The sequence below is a fragment of the Actinospineispora acaciae DSM 45401 genome (assembly GCF_000620785.1).
GTDB classification, from domain to species: Bacteria; Actinomycetota; Actinomycetes; order Mycobacteriales; family Pseudonocardiaceae; genus Pseudonocardia; species Pseudonocardia acaciae.
This window is the reverse complement of sequence record NZ_JIAI01000010.1, coordinates 130,584-148,999: the sequence shown is the minus strand read 5'-3', so window position 1 is coordinate 148,999 and position 18,416 is coordinate 130,584. Positions and strand designations below refer to the sequence as shown.

The 18,416-nt window shown below is 72.6% G+C and carries 19 protein-coding genes; 12 read left to right on the top strand and 7 right to left on the bottom strand.

Annotated features, from left to right (window positions below):
* Positions 1–20 precede the first annotated feature (20 nt).
* Together N912_RS56460 and N912_RS0134450 are read right to left on the bottom strand one after the other, a co-directional pair.
* Complete coding sequence (locus N912_RS56460) at positions 21–1,445, bottom strand: DHA2 family efflux MFS transporter permease subunit (protein WP_245645628.1); 1,425 nt, start codon at positions 1,443–1,445, stop codon at positions 21–23.
* Positions 1,442–2,017: an NADPH-dependent FMN reductase gene (locus N912_RS0134450; RefSeq protein ID WP_028925999.1), complete on the bottom strand. Its 576-nt coding sequence runs from the start codon at positions 2,015–2,017 to the stop codon at positions 1,442–1,444. The genes N912_RS56460 and N912_RS0134450 overlap by 4 nt, the downstream gene beginning before the upstream one ends.
* Before the next feature lie 87 nt (positions 2,018–2,104).
* On the opposite strand from N912_RS0134450, the gene N912_RS56455 reads away from it, so the two are divergent.
* Positions 2,105–2,821, top strand: a complete 717-nt coding sequence (locus tag N912_RS56455; protein ID WP_037068220.1) for a TetR/AcrR family transcriptional regulator — start codon at positions 2,105–2,107, stop codon at positions 2,819–2,821.
* 47 nt (positions 2,822–2,868) lie between these two features.
* Positions 2,869–3,198 (top strand): DUF3817 domain-containing protein, encoded by a 330-nt coding sequence (locus N912_RS0134440; protein WP_028925998.1) that lies wholly within the window; start codon positions 2,869–2,871, stop codon positions 3,196–3,198.
* Positions 3,199–3,307: 109 nt separating this feature from the next.
* Here N912_RS0134440 and N912_RS0134435 read toward each other — a convergent pair whose 3' ends face one another.
* The gene (locus tag N912_RS0134435) at positions 3,308–3,763 is read right to left on the bottom strand and encodes a MarR family winged helix-turn-helix transcriptional regulator (protein ID WP_051581205.1); all 456 of its coding nucleotides are present in this window, start codon (positions 3,761–3,763) and stop codon (positions 3,308–3,310) included.
* A gap of 46 nt (positions 3,764–3,809) precedes the next feature.
* Between N912_RS0134435 and N912_RS0134430 the strand changes: the two genes are divergently transcribed.
* From N912_RS0134430 to N912_RS56445, 3 genes are all read left to right on the top strand, one after another.
* Complete coding sequence (locus N912_RS0134430) at positions 3,810–4,268, top strand: universal stress protein (RefSeq protein ID WP_028925996.1); 459 nt, start codon at positions 3,810–3,812, stop codon at positions 4,266–4,268.
* A 306-nt stretch (positions 4,269–4,574) separates the two neighbouring features.
* On the top strand, positions 4,575–6,173 hold the full coding sequence (locus tag N912_RS62655; RefSeq protein WP_156994230.1) for a right-handed parallel beta-helix repeat-containing protein: 1,599 nt from the start codon (positions 4,575–4,577) through the stop codon (positions 6,171–6,173).
* Positions 6,174–6,224: 51 nt separating this feature from the next.
* Complete coding sequence (locus tag N912_RS56445) at positions 6,225–7,439, top strand: right-handed parallel beta-helix repeat-containing protein (protein WP_051581203.1); 1,215 nt, start codon at positions 6,225–6,227, stop codon at positions 7,437–7,439.
* On the opposite strand, the gene N912_RS56440 is transcribed toward N912_RS56445, so the two are convergent.
* The gene (locus N912_RS56440; RefSeq protein ID WP_051581202.1) at positions 7,436–7,789 is read right to left on the bottom strand and encodes a tautomerase family protein; all 354 of its coding nucleotides are present in this window, start codon (positions 7,787–7,789) and stop codon (positions 7,436–7,438) included. The genes N912_RS56445 and N912_RS56440 overlap by 4 nt on opposite strands.
* 65 nt (positions 7,790–7,854) lie before the next feature.
* On the opposite strand from N912_RS56440, the gene N912_RS0134410 reads away from it, so the two are divergent.
* The 5 genes from N912_RS0134410 to N912_RS0134390 all read left to right on the top strand — a co-directional run bounded on the left by N912_RS0134410 (position 7,855) and on the right by N912_RS0134390 (position 13,246).
* Positions 7,855–8,568, top strand: coding sequence for a L,D-transpeptidase family protein (locus N912_RS0134410; protein ID WP_245645626.1), 714 nt, complete (start codon positions 7,855–7,857; stop codon positions 8,566–8,568).
* 113 nt (positions 8,569–8,681) lie between these two features.
* Complete coding sequence (locus tag N912_RS0134400) at positions 8,682–10,001, top strand: helix-turn-helix domain-containing protein (protein WP_342670888.1); 1,320 nt, start codon at positions 8,682–8,684, stop codon at positions 9,999–10,001.
* Between the two features lie 668 nt (positions 10,002–10,669).
* Positions 10,670–10,843, top strand: coding sequence for a hypothetical protein (locus N912_RS64000; RefSeq protein WP_156994229.1), 174 nt, complete (start codon positions 10,670–10,672; stop codon positions 10,841–10,843).
* A gap of 440 nt (positions 10,844–11,283) precedes the next feature.
* Entirely contained in the window at positions 11,284–12,411 is a 1,128-nt protein-coding gene (locus N912_RS56435) for an rRNA adenine N-6-methyltransferase family protein (RefSeq protein ID WP_156994228.1), read from the top strand.
* Between the two features lie 127 nt (positions 12,412–12,538).
* Positions 12,539–13,246, top strand: a complete 708-nt coding sequence (locus N912_RS0134390) for a phosphatase PAP2 family protein (RefSeq protein WP_051581200.1) — start codon at positions 12,539–12,541, stop codon at positions 13,244–13,246.
* Here the strand turns inward: N912_RS0134390 and N912_RS0134385 are convergent.
* Entirely contained in the window at positions 13,195–15,030 is a 1,836-nt protein-coding gene (locus N912_RS0134385) for a hypothetical protein (RefSeq protein ID WP_028925992.1), read from the bottom strand. The two genes, N912_RS0134390 and N912_RS0134385, sit on opposite strands and share 52 nt — an antisense overlap.
* Before the next feature lie 90 nt (positions 15,031–15,120).
* On the bottom strand, positions 15,121–16,458 hold the full coding sequence (locus tag N912_RS0134380; protein ID WP_028925991.1) for an amidohydrolase family protein: 1,338 nt from the start codon (positions 16,456–16,458) through the stop codon (positions 15,121–15,123).
* Between the two features lie 74 nt (positions 16,459–16,532).
* Between N912_RS0134380 and N912_RS56430 the strand changes: the two genes are divergently transcribed.
* Both N912_RS56430 and N912_RS0134370 read left to right on the top strand, forming a co-directional pair.
* Positions 16,533–17,096 carry a MarR family winged helix-turn-helix transcriptional regulator gene (locus N912_RS56430; protein ID WP_051581199.1) on the top strand — a complete coding sequence of 188 codons (564 nt, stop codon included), beginning with the start codon at positions 16,533–16,535 and terminating at the stop codon, positions 17,094–17,096.
* A 7-nt stretch (positions 17,097–17,103) separates the two neighbouring features.
* Entirely contained in the window at positions 17,104–17,919 is an 816-nt protein-coding gene (locus tag N912_RS0134370; RefSeq protein WP_037068211.1) for a polysaccharide deacetylase family protein, read from the top strand.
* On the opposite strand, the gene N912_RS0134365 is transcribed toward N912_RS0134370, so the two are convergent.
* Entirely contained in the window at positions 17,909–18,364 is a 456-nt protein-coding gene (locus tag N912_RS0134365) for a MarR family winged helix-turn-helix transcriptional regulator (protein ID WP_028925989.1), read from the bottom strand. The genes N912_RS0134370 and N912_RS0134365 overlap by 11 nt on opposite strands.
* Between the last annotated feature and the right edge of the window lie 52 nt (positions 18,365–18,416).

Genomic DNA, 18,416 nt, shown 5'->3' with positions numbered 1-18,416 from the left:
CCCGCGAGTCGGGGATTTTGTCAGGGTGAGTCGGGATTTCTGTCAGACGCCATCCGGCGCTCGGCCAGGGCCAGCCACACCGAGCCGGCCAACCCGAGCGCCGAGGACCCGGTGAGCCACCAGAAGCTGGCGTGGAACGCCGGCCCCACCCCACCGGCCAGCCCGGCGGTGAGGATCACCGTGAACACCGCCCCGCCCAGCGCGCCGCCGACCCGCAACAGGATGTTGACCTGCGTCGTCGCGTCCGGCAGCTGCCCGGCGTCGACCGCCTGGTACGCGGCGATGGTGGCCGGCATCAGCGCCGCCGCCAGCGCCGCGCCGCGCACCAGCAGCAGCGCCTGCACCAGCGGCTCGCTCGCGGACAGCTCGACCACCGCGAACGGCAGCGTCGTCACCACCGTGCCCAGCCCGCCCACCAGGCTCACCAGGCCACCGCCGTAGCGGTCCACCAGCCGGCCGCACACCGGCAGCGCGGCCGCCGTCCCGATGCTCATCGTGATCAACAGCACGCCCGTGGCCAGCACGCTCTCACCCCGCCCGAGCTGGTAGTACAGCGGGAACAACAGCCCGGCGCCGAACATCGCGGCCCCGCTGAACGCCACCGTCGCGCTGGCCGCCGCGTACCTCGGGATCCGGTACAGCGCCAGGTCCAGCACCGGCGGCCGCCCGCCCCGTCCCCGCCGCCGCGCGCTCCGTACCCCGAAACCGACCAGCGCGAGCGCCCCGACCGCCAGGAACCCGGCCACCGAAGGCGCCAGCGAGCCGCGCTCGCCCCACCCGGTGAACCCGTACACCAGCGCCGGGACGCCCACGCTGACCAGCACCAGCCCGAACCAGTCCAACTTCCCGGCCGCGCCCGCACCGTTCCTCGGCAGGTAGCGCAGCCCGAGCAGCAGCCCGGCCACGCCGAGCGGCACATTCACCCAGAACAGCCACGGCCAGGACGCGAGATGCAGCAGCAGCCCGCCCGCGCTCGGCCCCAGCGCGGGCGCGAGCGTCAGCGCGATGCCGACGGTGGCCATCACCCGGCCCAGCCGCGCCGGCCCGACCGCCTGCCCGATCACCGTCTGCCCGGCCGGGAGCAGCAGCCCCGCGGCCAGCCCCTGCACCACCCGCAGCCCGATCAGCCAGCCCAGGTCGGTGGCCAGCGCGCACAGCGCCGAGGACACGGTGAACCCGGCCAGCGAGGCCAGCCAGAGCCGGCCCGGGCCGAACCGGCGGGTCAGCCAGCCGCACGCGGGCAGCGACACCGCCAGCGCGAGCAGGTACCCGTTGGCCACCCACTGGGTCCGCTCCAGCCCGGCGTGCAGGTCGCGCGCGACAGTCTCCAGCCCGACGTTGACCACCGAGGTGTCGAGCTGGCTCATGAACGCGCCGAACGCGACCACCGCCGCGATCCGCCACGCCTGCCGGGAGACGGCCGGCGCGGTGTCCTGTGTCGTCACCGGGCAACAGCTCGCGTCGCGCGCAGCGCCGCCGCCCAGCTCACCAGCTGGTCGAGCATCAGGTGCAGCTCGTCGGACCGGTAGGGCGCCGGCGCGAACCGGTGCTCGGCGTCGAAGTCGACGTACTTGTTGAACGCGACGGTGCTCCGCACGTCCGCGACGCGCAGCTCGCCCAGGATCTGCCGCAGGTGCTCGGCGGCCCGCGCGCCGCCCGCGTCCGCGCCGTAGCTGACGATGCCGGCGGCCTTGTCGCCCCACTCCGCATACAGGTAGTCCAGCGCGTTCTTCAGCGCGGCCGGGATCGAACGGTTGTACTCCGGGGTGACGAACACGAACGCGTCGAACCCGGCCACCCGCTCCGACCAGGCCCTGGTGTGCGGGTTGCGGTACTCGCCCATGATCGCCGGCATCGGCTCGTCCAGCAGCGGCAGCGCGTGGTCGGCGAGGTCGACGATCTCGTACTCGGCGTCCTCCCGCCGCGTAAGCTGCTCCATGAGCCAGCCCGCCACCGCGTCGGCCAGCCGTCCCGGCCGGGTGCTGCCCATCACCACGGCGATCTTCATCCGCTCCATGACGTTCCCTCCTTCGGTGCGTCCTTCGGCTCCTAAGTAAAGTAAAACGTGCATGGCAAATATTCCAGCGGTACCGTGAGCGGCCTGATGAACCCCGCACCGAGCAGCGACCCGAGCCCCGAGGTGAACGGCGGCCCGGCCACCGGTTCGGGTCGAGGTCCGGGCGCGGCGGTCGCGCGGCCGCGCCGGGGTCGGGCGCCGAAGCGGGCCGCGATCATGAACGCGGCGCGGCTGGTGTTCGGTCGGGACGGCTACGCGCGCAGCAGCATCGACGCCATCGCCGTGCAGGCCGCCGTCTCCACCCGCACCATCTACAACCACTTCGCGAGCAAGCAGGAGCTGTTCACCGAGGTGCTACGGACCAGCGCGACCGAGGTGGCCGACGGTTTCATCGCCTCGGTGGCGCGCGCGGTCGGCGACCCGCCCGACCTGGTGCCGGACCTGGTGGCGATCGGCCGGGCGCTGATCGCGCAGCGGACCCAGCACGTCGAGCACTTCGCGATGATGCGCCAGATCACCATCGAGGCCGCCCACTTCCCCGACGAGGTGCTCACGGCGTGGCGGGAGGCCGGGCCGCTGCGGGTGGAACGGGAGGTCGCGCGGCAACTGCGGCGGCTGGCCGAGCGCGGGCTGCTGAGCATCGACGACGAGGCCCGCGCGACCCGCCACTTCATGGCGCTGGTCACGGCCGAGGAGTCCGCCCGCGTCGGCATGAAGCGGGCGCGGATGACGAACGACCAGGTCACCGCCGCTATCACGGCCGGCGTCGAGGCCTTCCTGAACGGCTACCTGGCGCGCCGGTGACGATGCCCCCGCCGCTGGTAGCGACGGGTCTCGGGCAGAGTGGGGGCATGCGGAGTTCGGACGTGCGTTGGTTTCGGATCGCGGCGGTCGCCGAGGCGATCTCCTGGACCGGCCTGCTCATCGGGATGGTGTTCAAGTACCTCGTGGTGTTCAACGAGATCGGCGTGAAGATCTTCGGCCCCATCCACGGCGTGCTGTTCCTGGCGTACGTGGTGCTCGCGGTGCTGGTGTGGCGCCGTCAGCGCTGGTCGGTCCCGGTCGGCGTGCTCTCCATCCTGGCCGGCGTACCCCCGTACGGCACCGTCGCCTTCGAACGCTGGGTAACCCGCACCGGCCGCCTCCCCGCCTCCACCCCCAAGCTCCCGCTCGCGGCCTGACCGCCCCCCCCTGATCGGCCGCACAGCACGTTTCGTCACCCCGCACATGACGTGTCGTGTGCGAGGTGACGAGACGAGGTGTGCCGGCGAGGGGCGCGGCGGCGAGCCGTCAGGGGGCGTCCGGGGCGGGGGCGCCGAGCTCGGTGAGGCGGGTCAGGGCGGGTAGCGCGGCGGCGATGGCCCGCTCGTCGCCCGGCGGCAGCGCGTCGAGCAGCCAGGCCAGCCGGTCGGCCCGGTGCGCACGCCGGGCGGCCAGGGTGTGCCGGCCGGCGGCGGTGAGGTGCACCATGACCACGCGGCGGTCGTCCGGGTGGCTTCGGCGCTCGGCGAGGCCCTGGCGTTCCAGGCGGGAGACCAGCTGGGTCATCGCGGGCTGCGTGACGCCCTCCCTGGTGGCCAGGTCGGAGAGCCGGCTGGGGCCGTCCAGGTCGAGGCGGGCCAGGGTGGAGGCGGTGGTCAGGCTCATCTCGCCGGTCGGGCTGAGCAGCCGGAGCAGCGCGATCAACCGTTCCAGGCAGGCCACGATGTCCCGGCGGTCGACCGGGTGAAGTGGCGTTTCTGTCACGTCACGATTATATCAGCAGCTTATAGAAGAGAGTTATGCTTGTGCTATGGAGAGCGTGACTCCGAATCCGGGCACCGGCGACGGGCCCGGCGTCATTCTGGTGGCGGTCGACGGGTCGACCACGTCGGTCCGGGCGGCCGCGTGGGCGGCGGGGCTGGCGCGGCGGCAGGGCTCCCGGCTGCTGTGCATGTACGTCGCGACCCGGCCGGCGCTGGCGGGGCTGGCGCTGTCGGTGGGCGCGGACATCCCGGTGGACGCCGGGCCGGACGGCGTCGCCGAGGAGTTGGGCAAGGAGGTCATGGCGGGCGCCGCCAACTACGACGTGCCGGTGGAGTACGTGGTGCGCTCCGGCGACCCGGTTACCGAGATCATCAGGGTGGCCGACGAGCTGCGGGTGGACGCCGTCGTGGTGGGCGCCTCGACGCAGGCCGGGCATCGGCTGATCGGTTCGGTCGCGGTACGGCTGGTGCGGGCGGGACGCTGGCCGGTCACCGTGGTGCCCTGACTCCTCCAGTCGGCGGTGGCCCCGATGCGCCGTGCGGCGGCCGGGGAGCGTCCCGCGTTCAGCGGTACGCCGGTGCGGGTGAACGCCCCGAAGATGGCCGCTTGCCGCGCGGAGCCGTTCGGTGATCTCACTGTGAGCAACGTCTGCGAGCGTTAAGGGTCACTCGTCCGATACCTTTCTCTTCGGATCGGACAAGGCCTGGTCACGGAGAGGGCGCCTCGCTCCCCTGAGCTCCCCCCAAGATCCCCCGAAACGGTGTCCCCGCCGGGCCTGAAGGATCCGCACGCCGAGATCCGGAAGGTAGGCATGTCACGGCACCGCTCCCCACGTGGCCGTCGCGGCAACGCGACGTCGGTCATCGAACTGCGGGCATCGTTACCCGAGCCGCGCAAGTCCGATAGTGAGTCGCGCGCGTCCACCACCGGGGCACGCGCATCGAGCACCGGCGCGCACGCGTTGGTCGAGGAGCCCGAGGCGGGCGCCCCCGGATCGAGAACGGCGGCACCGAGAACGACGGCACCGAGAACGGCCGCGCCGAGGACGCCGGCTCCGCTGTTCGACGCCGACGCGGCGGTCCCCGCCCCGCGCAGCGCCCTGCTGGACTCCGGCCCCGCGCTGTTCCGGCCGTCCGCGCTGGACCTGGAGACGACCAGGATCGTCGAGCCGATCACCTCGGTCTTCGACGACGAGCCCGAGGACGCGGAGGAGAAGGTCGAGCAGGAGCCGGCCAAGAAGCCCGGGCGCCGCCGGGCCGAGTCGCACCGGCGCCGTCGGGCGCCCGCGACCGCCCGCCGCCCTCGCGGGCTGGTCATCGGCCTGGTCACCGCCGCCGTGGTGGCGATGCTGGTTGGCGGGACATCCCTGGTCAGGGCCGGGAAGTTCGGCGCGCTGACCCCCGACTCCGGCGCCTCCGACCCGGCCGCCCAGGCCGCGCCGACCATCGCGCCGCCACCCCCGCCGCCGGCCACGCCGCCCACCCCCGACCCGGCCGCCCAGCAGGCCCAGGAGCAGGAGCGGGCCAAGCAGCAGGCCGAGGCGGCCAAGAAGCAGAAGGAGGCGGCCGCCGCGGCCGACCCCGCGCAGTCGGTGATGTCGATGGCCAACTGCTCCAAGCGGGTCAGCGACGGTTCCAGCCTGAGCCAGGCCATCGCCTCGGCCTCGCCGGGCCAGAAGATCTGCGCGGTCGGCAACATGGGCGGCAGCCGGTTGCAGATCAGCCGCTCCGGCACGGCGAACGCCCCGATCACGGTGATCGGGGACGGCTCGACGGTCGTCAAGGGCATCACCGTCAACGCGAGCAACGTGGTGGTCGGCGGGTTCAGCGCGGTCGGCGCCCAGGCCCCCGGCATCGAGATGACCGGCAACAACATCACCATGCGCAACAACAAGGTGGGCCACACGACCGGCGGCGACTACGACGGCATGCGGTTCTTCGGCAACAACCTGAAGATCCTGAACAACACCATCAGCGACATCAACCCGGGCGGCACCAGCGCCCACGCCGACTGCATGCAGACGTTCCAGAACGACACCCCGTCCAGCAAGAACGTGGTGATCGACGGCAACCGCTGCCAGAACATCGACAACATGTGCCTGATGGCCGAGGGCCCCGGCGACATCGGCGACGGCGGCGCCGGCCAGGGCGAGTCGTCCAACTGGCAGTACACCAACAACTACTGTGACAACCGCGCGTCCCAGGCGCTGATGATCGAGGCCATCCAGAACATGACGGTCCGGGGCAACCAGATCGTCGGCAAGATCGACAAGGCGTTCGCCTTCGACGTCGGGGCCACCGGCGCCAAGGTGTTCGGGAACAAGATCGGGCCCGGCATCGGTTACGAGGTCGGGATGGACTCCACCTCGCGCAAGGGCTACCAGGGTCCGGCGGTGGGCGGCGGTCCCTGACCTCGGCGCTCCGAGGCAGCCAAGGACGGCGACGATGTGAGGGGGTGCGGCATGACGCCGCGCGGCGTGTGCCAGTTCGTCCTGGGGCCGCTGGTCGCGCTGTTCGTGATCGGCCCCGCGCTGGACTGGACGGCACCGGGCGGGCCTGACCTGGTGGCGGCGTGGGGAACCGCGGCGAGCGGCCAGTCCTCCGGCGGTTCGGTGCAGGCGGCTCCCGCGCGGGCCCCCGAGCCCGAGCCCGCCGTCGCCCTGCCCCCGCCCGCCGAACGCCCGCCGCCGCCGTCGTCCGAGCCGCCCAAGCCGGCCGCGCTCGCGCCGTCGGGCGCGGCGGGCTGCGTCGGCTCGGCGGCCGCCGCGTTCACCCAGGGCGCGGCCGACTCCGGCTCGGGCGGCACCGCCCCGGTCATGGTCCGCCGGGGCACCGGCCGCCGGGTGCCGGTGGCCAACTCGTCCGCGCTGACCGCCGCGCTCGCCTCCGCCCGCCCCGGGGACACCATCGAGCTCGCCGACGGCCGCTACGCCGGCCAGTTCAAGGCGGCCGGCTCGGGCACCGCCGCCAACCCGATCGCGCTGGTCGGCTCGTGCCGCGCGATCCTCGACGGCGGCGGCACCGGCGCCGGGTACGCGCTGCACCTCAACGGCGCGAACCACTGGCGGCTGTCCGGCTTCACGGTCACCGGCGCGCAGAAGGGCGTCATGACCGACCGGTCCAACAACACGGTGCTCTCGCACCTCACGGTCGGCAACACCGGCATGGAGGCCGTGCACTTCGGCAACTTCAGCTCGAACAACGTGGTGCAGTCCAGCATGATCCACAACACCGGCAAGGCCAACCCGAAGTTCGGCGAGGGCGTCTACTTCGGCACCGCCAAGTCCAACTGGGGCTCGAAGTCGGGCGGCCAGCCGGACGCCTCGAACAACAACCGCGCGCTGGGCAACTCGTTCCGCGCCATCACCGGCGAGAACATCGACGTCAAGGAGGCGACCAGCGGCGGCGTGATCGCCGGCAACACGTTCGACGGCTCCGGCATCAGCGGCGCCAACTTCGCCGACTCCGTGCTGGACATGAAGGGCGTGCGCTACCGCGTCCTGAACAACCGCACCAGCGGCGCGAGCGCCAGCCTCAAGAACGGCTTCCAGACGCACGTGATCACCGACCCGGCCACGTCCGGCTGCAACAACACGTTCACCAACAACACGTTCCCCGGCCTGACGTTCAGCGGCGAGCCCATCCAGCTGGACAAGAAGTGCGGCGGCGACTCCTAGGCCCAGTCCTCGGCGGCCACCGTCACCGCCCGCCCCCGGATCCCGTCCCGGGGCGCGCCGAGCAGGTCCACCAGCAGGTCGGTGAACCCGGCGAGCAGCACCTTGCGCTGGCGCGCCGGCCGCCCGGCGAGCATGGTGAACTCGAAGTACGGCGCGCGCTGCCCGGAACGGCTGACCAACGTGCCGCCCACCGCGACCAGCCCGGCCGGGTACAGCCTGGCGAACGCCCTGATCTGGTCGAGCTCGCAGTCCAGGACCCTGGCGAACATGGCGCTGCCGTCGGTCAGCAGCCCGTGGATGCGCTCGGTGGAGTACTGCCCTTCGACGAGGTGGAACGTCACGATCGGCACGAGGTCCTCCCGTATTCAAGAACGCGGCGACCCCCGCCCGGTAACGGTTTGGCAGACTGCGGCGGGTGACGAGGGTGAGCCTGCGTGCGCTGTTCGGGGTCGTGCTGGCGCTGTTCGTGGCCGGCTTCACGGCGGCGGTGACGATGCCGGTGGCCGCGGCGGCGGCGCCCGTGCGGACCGGGCTCCCCGGCGGCGTGCCCGTGCCGCCGGCCGGCACCGACCAGCTGGTCACCGTCCTGGTCCCGACCGAGGCCAGCACGTCCGGCGAGCTGCGCACCTGGCAGCGCGGCGCCGGCGGCGACTGGACCCCGGTGCTCGGCCCGGTCCGGATCAAGGTCGGCAGCCAGGGCATCGGCGAGGCGCGCGAGGGCCTCAACCGCACGCCCAGGGGGACGTTCTCGCTGGCCCAGGCGTTCGGCCGGCAGGCGAACCCGGGCACCAAGCTGCCCTACCGCACGGTGGGCACCAACGACTGGTGGGTCAGCGACGCGAGGAGCGCCGCCTACAACACCTACCGGGCCTGCGCCCCCGGCTCCTGCCCGTTCGACGAGGCCGCGGGGGAGAACCTGGGCCGGGCCGGCACCGCCTACGACTACGCGGCGGTGATCGGCTACAACACCGCGCCGGTCCGCCCGGGCGCCGGCTCGGCGTTCTTCGTCCACGTCGACGTCGGCTCGCCGACCGCCGGCTGCGTGGCCGTCCCGCGCGCGCAGGTCGTCGAGCTGCTGCGCTGGCTGGACCCCAACCGCCACCCCCAGATCACCATCGGCCTGGGCTGATGCCCGGGCTGGTCAGGCCGTGGCTGGCTACACCGCAGAGCGGAAGCGGCGGCGAAGCAAATGATCTTTGTTACTGAGCCGGCCGCCGAGGTGGCGTACAGTTTGCGCTGTTAGTGACTCCCGCTCGCTTGCTTGCCGGCCGCGAGCGAGGGCCGAAGCTCCGAGATGAAGGCTCGGAAGTGACTGATAGTACCGCCCGTGGCGATGACGTTCGCGCGCTCGGACTGAAGTTGAACCGGCTCCGCGAGGAGCAACATATGTCGCTGCGGCAGGTAGCGGAGCAGGCCGGTATCTCGGCCGGACATCTCTCCCGCATCGAGCGCGGAGAGCGCGTCCTAGACCGTGTGACCGTCCGTGTCAGGCTGGCCGAGATACTCGGCGTCAGTCCCGACGACTTCGCCGTCGAACGAAACCACGCGAGCACCAACGCGCGAACCTCGCAGGTCGGGACCACACGGTACGAACCACTTCAGGAGCTGGTGAAGCCCATCAGCGCTGCACTCGACCTCTTCGACCTACCTCCCGACGAGTCGGTCATACCGCGACCGTTGCCTGCACTCGGGGCGCACGTGCGACGCGTGAACCAGCTCGCGCAGGCGGCGCGCTACAAGCCGATGGTCAGGGAGTTGCCCGGCCTCTTGTCCGAGCTGCACGCCGCGACTCAACTCCTGACCGGAAATGATCAACAAAGGGTGTGGGCTCTGCTCGCCGAGGCGGCGCGCTGCGGCCACTCCGTCGGTATCGCTATCGGCGCTAACGATCTTTCAGTTCACGCGCTACAGCATGTGGACTGGGCGGCGACCCATGCCGGTGACTGGTCTCCGGGCTGGCGCGCAGCCCGCGAGTATCTACGGGTCACTGCCTACATGCGTGCCCGCGACTACGAGGCGTGCTGGAGGCTCAACGCTGCGGGCGTCGCCCATCTCGACGGCACCGACTCAGACACTCCGGGAGCGCTGATCGCTCGCGGACAGCTACACCTCGGCGCATCGACCATCGCCGGCTATGTCGGCGACCTGGACGCGGTGGCCCGCCACATCACCGAGGCCGGACGGATCGCGGCGATTACCGGTGAACAGCCCGAGCGGTTCTGGTTCGGGTTCGGCCCGACGAACGTTCGCGTCCATCGCGTCACAGCGTTGGTAGCAGCCCAGGAGGATGCTCGCGCAGTAGAAGCGGCGAAGGGCATGAGGTTCCCATCTGGATGGCTACCCACCCGGATCGGGCACTTCCACCTAGACCTCGCCCGAGCGTGGCAACGTCTCGGCAAGCCCGATGAGGCACTCGAAGCGCTTCTCACAGCACGCCGGATCGCGCCCGGTCAGGCCAGGCGCCACCCGCTCGCGCGAGATACAGTGGCCAGGCTTAGAAGGTCAGCGCGCCGGCCCTCCAGCGCATTGCTGGAGTACGCCGCGTGGATCGGATTGCAATAGACCCATACCACCCGAATGGGTGACGTTGCGGTGAGGCAACGCTACCGGCAAAAGGCTCCTACTCTCCCAGGCTGTGTCCGACGACCTGCAGAAACAGCCGGGACGCACCGCCACCGGGGACACCCGGTGTGGGCCGGTCGGCCCCCGGTCGGATTGGCTCACCGCGTGGTGGCGATACCAGTTAGTCAAGTGGCGCTGTAGGCGAGATATCCGGCGTGCGAGGGCGCGACGTCGGGAGGCTACGGGATGAGCGGCCTGCCGTTCGTTTGGCTGACCTGCGCCGACGACCTCCAGTCCCACGCGGTGTCGCTGGTGATCCTCCTATCGCCCGCCGAGCCGATGGCGGACGGCGTACCGGCTCTCGGTGGTCACCTGATCTTGCTCTGGCCGAGCGTGCTCGCTGGTCCTGCTGGTCCACGCTGCGAAGGCTGCGGGACGAGTGTTCCGCCCGACGCCGAGGACCGTACGTCCGAGATTGACCCGTTGACGCTGGCCTGGGAGCTGGCGCCGCACGCGTTGGCTCACCCTGCGCACAGCCCGGACGATCACGCCGCCCAAACCGCCTACGCGCTCCGACGAGCAGCACACGCGATGGCATCCGCCCATGCGAGCCCGCGACGCCAGTGGTGGCCGCTCGGCATCGGCCGGCGCCATGGAGGTGAGTCACGGTGACCGCTCGACCGCTCCCGCCAACCTCGGAGACGACACCACGGGGCGAGTGCCGGTGCACCGGGCGCGAGCTGGCCAACGGCCACCGCGTCCGCTGCCCGCAGAGCACCCGAGAGCCGTACCTCGTCGAGCTGCCCGAGCGTGAGGACGACCGGCGCGGGCGGCGCCGATGAGCCGCGACGACCGCGCGGTCGTTGGCGAGCGGATCGCCGCCGTGCTGGCGGCGTTGGACACCACCCCGCCCCGGGAGATGGCCGCGCTCGACATCTCACGATCCGTCGGCCTGGCGTCACGAGCTGTCGATTCGGCGCTGCGACGGATGGTCGAGCTTGGGTGGGTGGACTGCGGTTGGGACGGATCCGCCCGTGAGCGCGGCTTTGCGAGGCGCCACGCCTACAAGCTCACCGACGAAGGGGTCCGACGCGCTCGGCAGTCCAGCCCAGCACAGCGCGTCGCTCGTCAAGCCTCGGTAGTTGTCCACAACGAGAGGAAAGGTGCACATCATGGGTGAGCACGACAAAGACAAGGACGAGAAGCCGAAGCCGGAGACGAACGGTCACAAACCGGGCGGTCCGATCCCGCCCCCGCCTGACCCGGGGAAGCACGGCAAGAAGTGACCGACGACCCTAAGCGGCTGCGCCGGGCCATGGTGGCCGCGCTCCTGGAGCGCGGCGACCTGACCCCGGCGTGGCAGCCTGCCTTCGAGGACGTCGCCCGTCACCGGTTCATCCCCGACGTGGTGTGGCAACACGATCAAGACACGCCCGGCGCGGACCTGCTGCCGCTGCGCCGAGCCGACGACCCCGGCGGCTGGCTGGCCGCCGCATACGCCGACGACGCGGTGATCACGCAGGTCGACGACGGCAAGCCGGACGAGCGGGGTCGGGGCTGGTTGCCCACCTCGTCCGCATCCGCTCCGACCATGGTCGCTCGCATGCTGGCCGCGCTGGACATCGAGCCGGGCATGCGGGTTCTGGAGATCGGTAGCGGCACCGGCTGGAACGCTGCCCTGTTGGCCCACCGGGTGGGCGCGGAGAACGTCACCACCCTGGAAGTCGACCCCGCAATAGCCGATCATGCGCGTGCCGCTCTCGACGCCGCCGGGTACGACAAGGTGTGCCTGGTCGCAACCGATGGTGTACCGGGTTGGCCGGCCGGGGCGCCGTATGACCGGCTGATCGCCACGGTCGGCGCAGCGGTCACGCCCTACCACTGGGTTCAGCAGGTCACGCCCGGCGGCCGGCTCGTCGTCCCGCTCGCCAACACCTACGAACCGCCTGGCGTCGCGGTGCTCGACCGTCACGAAGACGGCACCGCGACGGGCAGCCTCGGCGCCTGCGCGGTGTTCATGAGCCTGCGCTCCCAACGCGTACCCCGCCGGAGTGTGCGTGTGGGCGAGCCCGACACGATCGGCACCACCGAGCTGCACCCCTACCGGTGGGCGCAGAACCGTGACGCCGCCGTTGCCATCGGCCAGCGCGTGAACGGCGTCAGCAAGTCATACCGGGAAGCGACTCCGACCACCGGGACTGTGTGGCTGCTCGACGTCGTCACCGACTCGTGGGCGTCGGTGGACATCACCGAAGAACCCCCGTACCCGGTCAACCAGAGCGGCCAGCGACGCCTGTTCGATGAGGTGGCCGACGCCTACCGGTGGTGGCAGCAAGCCGGCGAGCCGGCCGTCACCGACTGGACGGTCACGGTCGGGCCTCACGGCCAGCGGATGACGCTGCCGGACTGAGGTTCCCGCGCCGGTCGTTGACTCGGTACGCGCGCGGGGGGACGAGCGGTTCCGCGGAACCGCTTGCGCGTCACTCCGGGGTGATATCTCAGGGGATTCACAAGCTGCGTCGGTAGCGTCGGACGTCATGCGGTGGAGGCGGACGGTCGGGATCGGCGGTGCTATAGCGCTGGTACTGCTGCTCGCGCAGGCCGCCGTGGTGGAACAGGTGCTGGACGGTCCGGGGCACGCGGACGGGTTGTACGACGTGGACCAGCCGGTGCTGGACTGGTTCGTGGCACACCGGACCGGGTGGGCGACGGTGGTGGCCACGGTGCTGGCGGTGGCCGGGGGCACGATCGCCATGACGGCGGTGACGGCGGCGGCCGTGCTCGTCCTGGCCTGGAAGCGCCGCTGGTGGCCGGCCGCCGTGGTCGCGGTGACCGCCGCCGGGGGCGGGCTGCTGGTGGTCGGGTTCAAGCATCTCTACGAGCGGCACCGCCCGCCCCGGGCCGACCAGCTGATCCACTACCCGAGCTACTCGCTGCCCTCGGGGCACGCGCTGGGCACCACGGTGGTGCTCGGCGTGGTCGCGGCCGTGGTCGTGCTGACGGCGCGGTCGGCAGCGGCGGGGGTGGCGGCGGTGGTCTCGGCGGCGGCGCTGGCCGTGCTGGTCGGGGTCAGCCGGCTGTACCTGGCCGCGCACTGGCTGACCGACGTGCTCACCGGCTGGCTGCTCGGCGGCGCGTGGCTGGCGCTCGGGGTGAGCGCGCTGGCACTGCTGGCCGCGCGCGACCGGGCGCGCTACCCCGTAACCGAACGGACGTCCCAGACCACCACGTCGTCGCGGTCCTGACCCGGCCCGAGCAGCTGGTCCAGGGTGGCCCGCAGCGCCGCCGCGTTCGGGGCGGCCGCGAGCACCACCGCGTCGGCCCGCCAGTAGCGCAGGTCGTCGATCGCGGCCGCGCGCTGCTCGGGGCCGATCGCCGGCACCGCGCCGGATATCGCCGTCTCCGCGAGCAGCCACGACGTGGGCCGCCGCTCCGCGCCGTAGGTGCCCTCCCGCGCCGGGCCGAACGGCCCGACGAAGTAGCCCTCCGCGATCGGGAACTCCAGCCCGGCCACCACCTGCCAGTGCAGCGCGTGGGCGTTCGAGGTGTCCGGCAGCGGCACCGTCACGATCGCCCGCCCCGGCCGCACGTAATCCCGCCACGCGCCGGAGCTGAACAGGGCGGGGGTGTCCGCGCGCGTGGTGGTGATGAACCGCACCGGCAGGATCGGCAGCAGCGCCAGGACCAGCGCCGCGAACCAGAGCCGCCGCGAGGTCAGCCAGCGCAGCCACGCCCCCGGCAGGACCGGGCGCGGTGGCCGCACCAGCACCCGGTCGCTGGCCAGCGCGAGCAGCATGCCGATCACCGGTAGGCAGGCGAACGTCAGCCGCGCCTCGATCAGCGACTCGTACAGCGGCAGTTGGTGCAGCAGCAGCCACGGCCCGGGGATGCCGGTGTCCTGGCCGTTCACCACGGCGTGCCCGCCGGCCGACAGCGCGGCCATCACCAGCAGCGTGATCGTGGCCAGCCGCGCCGGCACCTCCCGCCACAGCCAGACCATCGCCACCAGCAGCAGCACCAGCAGCGGCCAGCCGAAGAACGCGTTCTGCTCGGTCGGGTTGGCCACCACCTGCTCGGGGCTGAGCAGCTGGCCGCCCACCGACTGCTTGGGCAGCGCGCCGAACACCGTCAGGTCGTTGCCGGCCATGCCGTGGCGCAGCGCGCGGTAGCTGCTCGGGCCGGTGAACTGGACCCACAGCGGATACCCGACCAGCGGTATCGCCACCGCCGCCGCCACGCCGAGCCCGGTGACCAGCGACCGGGCCGACGCGAGCAGCGTCCGGGGCCGCACCACCGCCCAGGCCAGCGCGTAGACGACCAGCCCGGTGGCCAGGATGAGCAGCGGCTCCTCGCCGATCATGACCTGCCAGGCGATCAGCAGGCCGAGCAGCACGCCGATCTTGACCCGGCGACCGTTCTCGGTGGCCACCCGCAGCCGGACCAGCCACAGCACGATCACCGGGAGCAGGAACATCGCCGTGAAGTTCGGGTGGGCGTGCGCGTGCGAGATGACCGGCGGGGTGAACGCGCAGCACGCGCCGCCGACCGCGGCCGACCACCGGGAGCGGACCAGGTGCCGGGAGTACAGCCAGTACCAGCCGGCCGCCGTGCCGGCCAGCCCGCCGGTGAGCACCAACGCCCAGGTGGCGGTCGGCCCGGCCAGCAGGGTCAGCGGCGCCAGCGGCAGCGCCAGCCCCGGCATCGCCGTGTTGGCCATCAGGTTGACGCCGACCGGGTGGTTCTGCAGCGCGGAGACCAGGGTCGGGTGCCCGGCGGCCAGCGCGTGCGCCTGCACCGCGAAGAACCACTCGAACAGGTTCTGGTCCTCGCCGCTGTCCACCAGGTAGCTGACGGGCAGGCCGCGCCACAGGTCCCGGTACAGGCCGATCGAGATCAGCAGGTAGGACACCATGATCACGACGTCCAGCACGCGGTTGCGGGCCAGCAACGGCGCGTCCCGGCCCGTCGTCCCGGCCGGCGCGGCGTTCGTGCTCGTCCCGCTGTCGCTTCTCTGGGTGCTGGTGGGCAACGAAAGCGTCACATCCCGGGGGCCGCCATGGCGTCGCCGGCCCGGCGGGCGGACGGGCGCCAGCCGGTCGGCCGCTGTTCCGCCGGCAGCCTACCGGTCCGTCACAAGCGTTGGATCACCTGCTCCGAGCACGTGGTCGGCGGTCGCGGCGGCCAGCTCGCGCGCGCGGTCCAGATCGGCCAGCAGCCGGCCGTCGCGCTTGACCGTTCGGCCGGCCACGAGAACGGTGTCGACCATGCCCGGGTGGGCGGCCAGCACCACCGCGTCGGCGGCCGCCCGCACCGGGGCCAGCCCGACCGCGTCGGCCCGCAGCATGATCAGGTCGGCGGCCTTGCCGGGCTCCAGGGTGCCCACCTGGTCGGCCAGCCCGGCGGTGCGCGCGCCGTCCACGGTGGCCAGCCGCAGCGCCTCAATAGCCGGTAGCGGTGGTTCCTTCTCCTGTTCGTTGTCGGTGTCCGTGCGGTGGGCGGCCAGGGCGAACCGCATCTGGGTGAACAGGTCGGCGGACGCGACCGACTCCGAGTCGACGCTGAGCCCGGGCCGGATCCCGGCCGCCAGCATCCGGCGCAGGGCGACGGAGGCGCCCAGCTCGGGCATGGTCAGCTCGATCTGCGGGCTGATCGACGCGCTCACCCCGTGGTCGGCCAGCCGGCGCAGGTCGTCCGCGCTCGCGCCGTTCGCGTGCACCACCGTGAGGTCCGGCCCGAGCAGCCCGGCGCCGTCCATGGCCGCGATGCCCCGCTGGTGCGGACCCGGCCGGCCGACGGCGACGTGCGTGGTGATCGGGATGCCCAGCTCGCGGGCCAGTGCGAAGTCGGTGACGGTGGACTCGATGTCGGTGAAGTCCGGGCCGTGCGCGCCCATCGCCAGGGTGACCAGCGCGCCGTCCTTCGGGTCCTCGGGCAGCAGCTCCTCGCGGGCCCGGCGCAGCTCGGCGAGGTGCGTGCCGGAGCGGGGCTGGCCGTGCGGGCGCAGCCGGTCGCAGTGCGCGAACACGGCCCGGATGCCGGCGTCGCGCAGCGCGGCCACCGAGGCGTCCGCGGTCCGCGGCGAGTCCTGGATGTGCGACCAGTCGACCAGCGTGGTGACCCCGCCGTCCAGCGCGGCCAGCGCGCCGAGCAGGGTGCCCGCGTAGACGTCCTCCGGGCGGAACCGGGCGCCGATGTCGTGCAGCAGCCGCCGCAGGTAGTCGGTGAGCGACCACTGCGCGCCGAGGTGGCGCAGCGGCGTCTGCCAGGTGTGCCGGTGGGTGTCCACCAGGCCGGGCAGCACCAGCATCCCGGTCGCGTCGATCACCTCGGCGCCGGGTGGTGCGGTCAGCCCGACCCCCACGGCCTCGATGGTGCCGTCGGTGACCAGCACGTCGCCGGCGGGCAGCTCGCGCTCGCTCATGGTGAGGACCCAGCCGCCCCGGATCAGCGTGATCATCAGTTACCCCTCTCTGGAAAGCTTTGTAAAAAGCTTACGAGGAAGCTTTCGGGCGCGCAAGCTACCCTCCAGCCATGAGTGAGGGACGGCTGTCCGACGTTGTCGACGAGATCGTCGGCGGATGGCGCACGGAGCTGCCCCAGGTCGCCGGGGTGCCCCTGGAGCTGGCCAAGCGCGCCGGGCGGCTGGCCGGGCTCATCGACGCGGCCGTCGTCACCGAGCTGGACCGGCTGGGGCGGACCAAGGCCGAGTACGAGGTGCTGTCCCGGCTGCGCCTGGTCGGGCGGCCGTACCGGCGCAAGCCGCACGAGCTGGCCAGCTCGCTGCTGCTGTCCTCGGGCGGCACCACGAACGTGCTGCACCGGCTGACCGCCGCCGGGCTGGTGGTCCGGGAGGCCGACCCTGACGACCGCCGCAGCGTGTGGGTCCGGCTCACCCCGGAGGGCGTGCGCGCCGCCGAGGAGACCGTGCTCGCGGCGAACGCGGCGCAGTCCGAGCTGCTGGGCCGCCTGCCCGAGGCCACCGCCCGCGCCCTGGCCGACCTGTTGCGCGACGTGCTGGCGGCGATCGACCCGGGCGGCATCCGTGACCGCGCCCGCCCGGGGCAAACAGACCGACGGTCGGTCGGTCCGCGATGATGGCGGCATGACCGACCCGGCCGGCGCGGCCCGGCGGCGTGCCCCGGGCCTGCCGAGGCGTGCGTTGTTGCGCGGCGGGGCGGCGGCCGGCGCGCTGCTCGGGCTCGCCGCCTGCGCCGCCCCCGCCGAGCCTCGACCGCCCGACCCGCCGGCGGCACCGCCCCCGTCGTCGCCCCCGTCGCCTCCGTCGCGTTCGAGTGCACCACAGGCCGGCCCCACCGGCCCGGCCGTCGAGCTGGTCCGCGCCGCCACCGGCCGCCCCGAGGTGGCGCTGACCTTCCACGGCGACAGCGACCTCACCCTGGACCGCCAGATCCTCGAGGCGCTCGCCAAGGGCGGCGCGCAGGTCACGGTGCTCGCCGTGGGCACCTGGCTGGCGCGCTACCCGGACGCCGCGAAGATGGTCGCCGACCTCGGGCACGAGCTGGGCAACCACACCTGGTCGCACCGGACGATGACCAGGCTGAGCGCGGCGGCCCAGCGCGACGAGATCGTCAGGTGCCGGGACAAGATCGCGGCCCTCACCGGCGGGCCCGGCGCGTTCTTCCGGCAGTCCGCCGCGCAGCACGCCACCGCCGAGCAGCTCAGGCTGGCCGGCGAGGCCGGCTACCCGAGGGTGCTCTCCTACGACGTCGACTCGCTGGACTGGACCGACCCCACCCCGGCCACCGTGCGCGCCCAGGTTCGCACGGCCACCGCCGGCAGCGTGGTGAGCATGCACCTCGGCCACCGTGCCACCCTGGCCGCGATCCCGGACATCCTCGCCGACCTGGACAAACGCGGCCTGCGGCCGGTCACGGCCGGCCGGCTGTTCACGGCGTAACGGAAAGCCGCGACGAGACGGCGCCGAACGCGCGGCCGACCGCCCGCAGGTCCTCGGGATCGATCACGTCCACGAAGTACTCCCGGACGATCCGCAGGTTGTCCGGCGCGGCCAGGCGCAGCGCGCGCATCCCCCGCTCGGTGAGCCGCGCGACCACGCCGCGCTTGTCGTCCGGGATCCGGTCCCTGCACACCAGCTCGCGCGCCTCCAGTCGGCCGACCGAGTGGGACAGCCGGCTGCGCGAGTAGTACGACACCTCCGCCAGCTCGGCCATCCGCATCCGGCGCCCGGGCGCCTCGGACAGCCGCACCAGGATCTCGTACTCGGCGAGGGTGAGCGAATGGCCGGCGCGCAGCTCCCGGTCGAGCAGCTCGATGAGCCGGATCGAGCCCTCGATGAACGCCCGCCAGTCGCGCTGCTGGCCGTTGTCGAGCCAGTTGGGCACGCCACACTCCCATCGGTTGAAGCCGTCAACTACTTCACGCTACCGTGGTCGT

Excerpts from the sequence above, each read along its gene's own strand:
- N912_RS0134450 (WP_028925999.1), bottom strand. The coding sequence starts at position 2,017 with ATGGAGCGGATGAAGATCGCCGTGGTGATGGGCAGCACCCGGCCGGGA.
- N912_RS62655 (WP_156994230.1), top strand. The coding sequence starts at position 4,575 with ATGTCACGGCACCGCTCCCCACGTGGCCGTCGCGGCAACGCGACGTCG.
- N912_RS0134430 (WP_028925996.1), top strand. The coding sequence starts at position 3,810 with ATGGAGAGCGTGACTCCGAATCCGGGCACCGGCGACGGGCCCGGCGTC.
- N912_RS0134390 (WP_051581200.1), top strand. The coding sequence starts at position 12,539 with ATGCGGTGGAGGCGGACGGTCGGGATCGGCGGTGCTATAGCGCTGGTA.
- N912_RS0134370 (WP_037068211.1), top strand. The coding sequence starts at position 17,104 with ATGACCGACCCGGCCGGCGCGGCCCGGCGGCGTGCCCCGGGCCTGCCG.
- N912_RS0134380 (WP_028925991.1), bottom strand. The coding sequence starts at position 16,458 with ATGATCACGCTGATCCGGGGCGGCTGGGTCCTCACCATGAGCGAGCGC.
- N912_RS56455 (WP_037068220.1), top strand. The coding sequence starts at position 2,105 with ATGAACCCCGCACCGAGCAGCGACCCGAGCCCCGAGGTGAACGGCGGC.
- N912_RS56430 (WP_051581199.1), top strand. The coding sequence starts at position 16,533 with ATGAGTGAGGGACGGCTGTCCGACGTTGTCGACGAGATCGTCGGCGGA.
- N912_RS0134440 (WP_028925998.1), top strand. The coding sequence starts at position 2,869 with ATGCGGAGTTCGGACGTGCGTTGGTTTCGGATCGCGGCGGTCGCCGAG.
- N912_RS56445 (WP_051581203.1), top strand. The coding sequence starts at position 6,225 with ATGACGCCGCGCGGCGTGTGCCAGTTCGTCCTGGGGCCGCTGGTCGCG.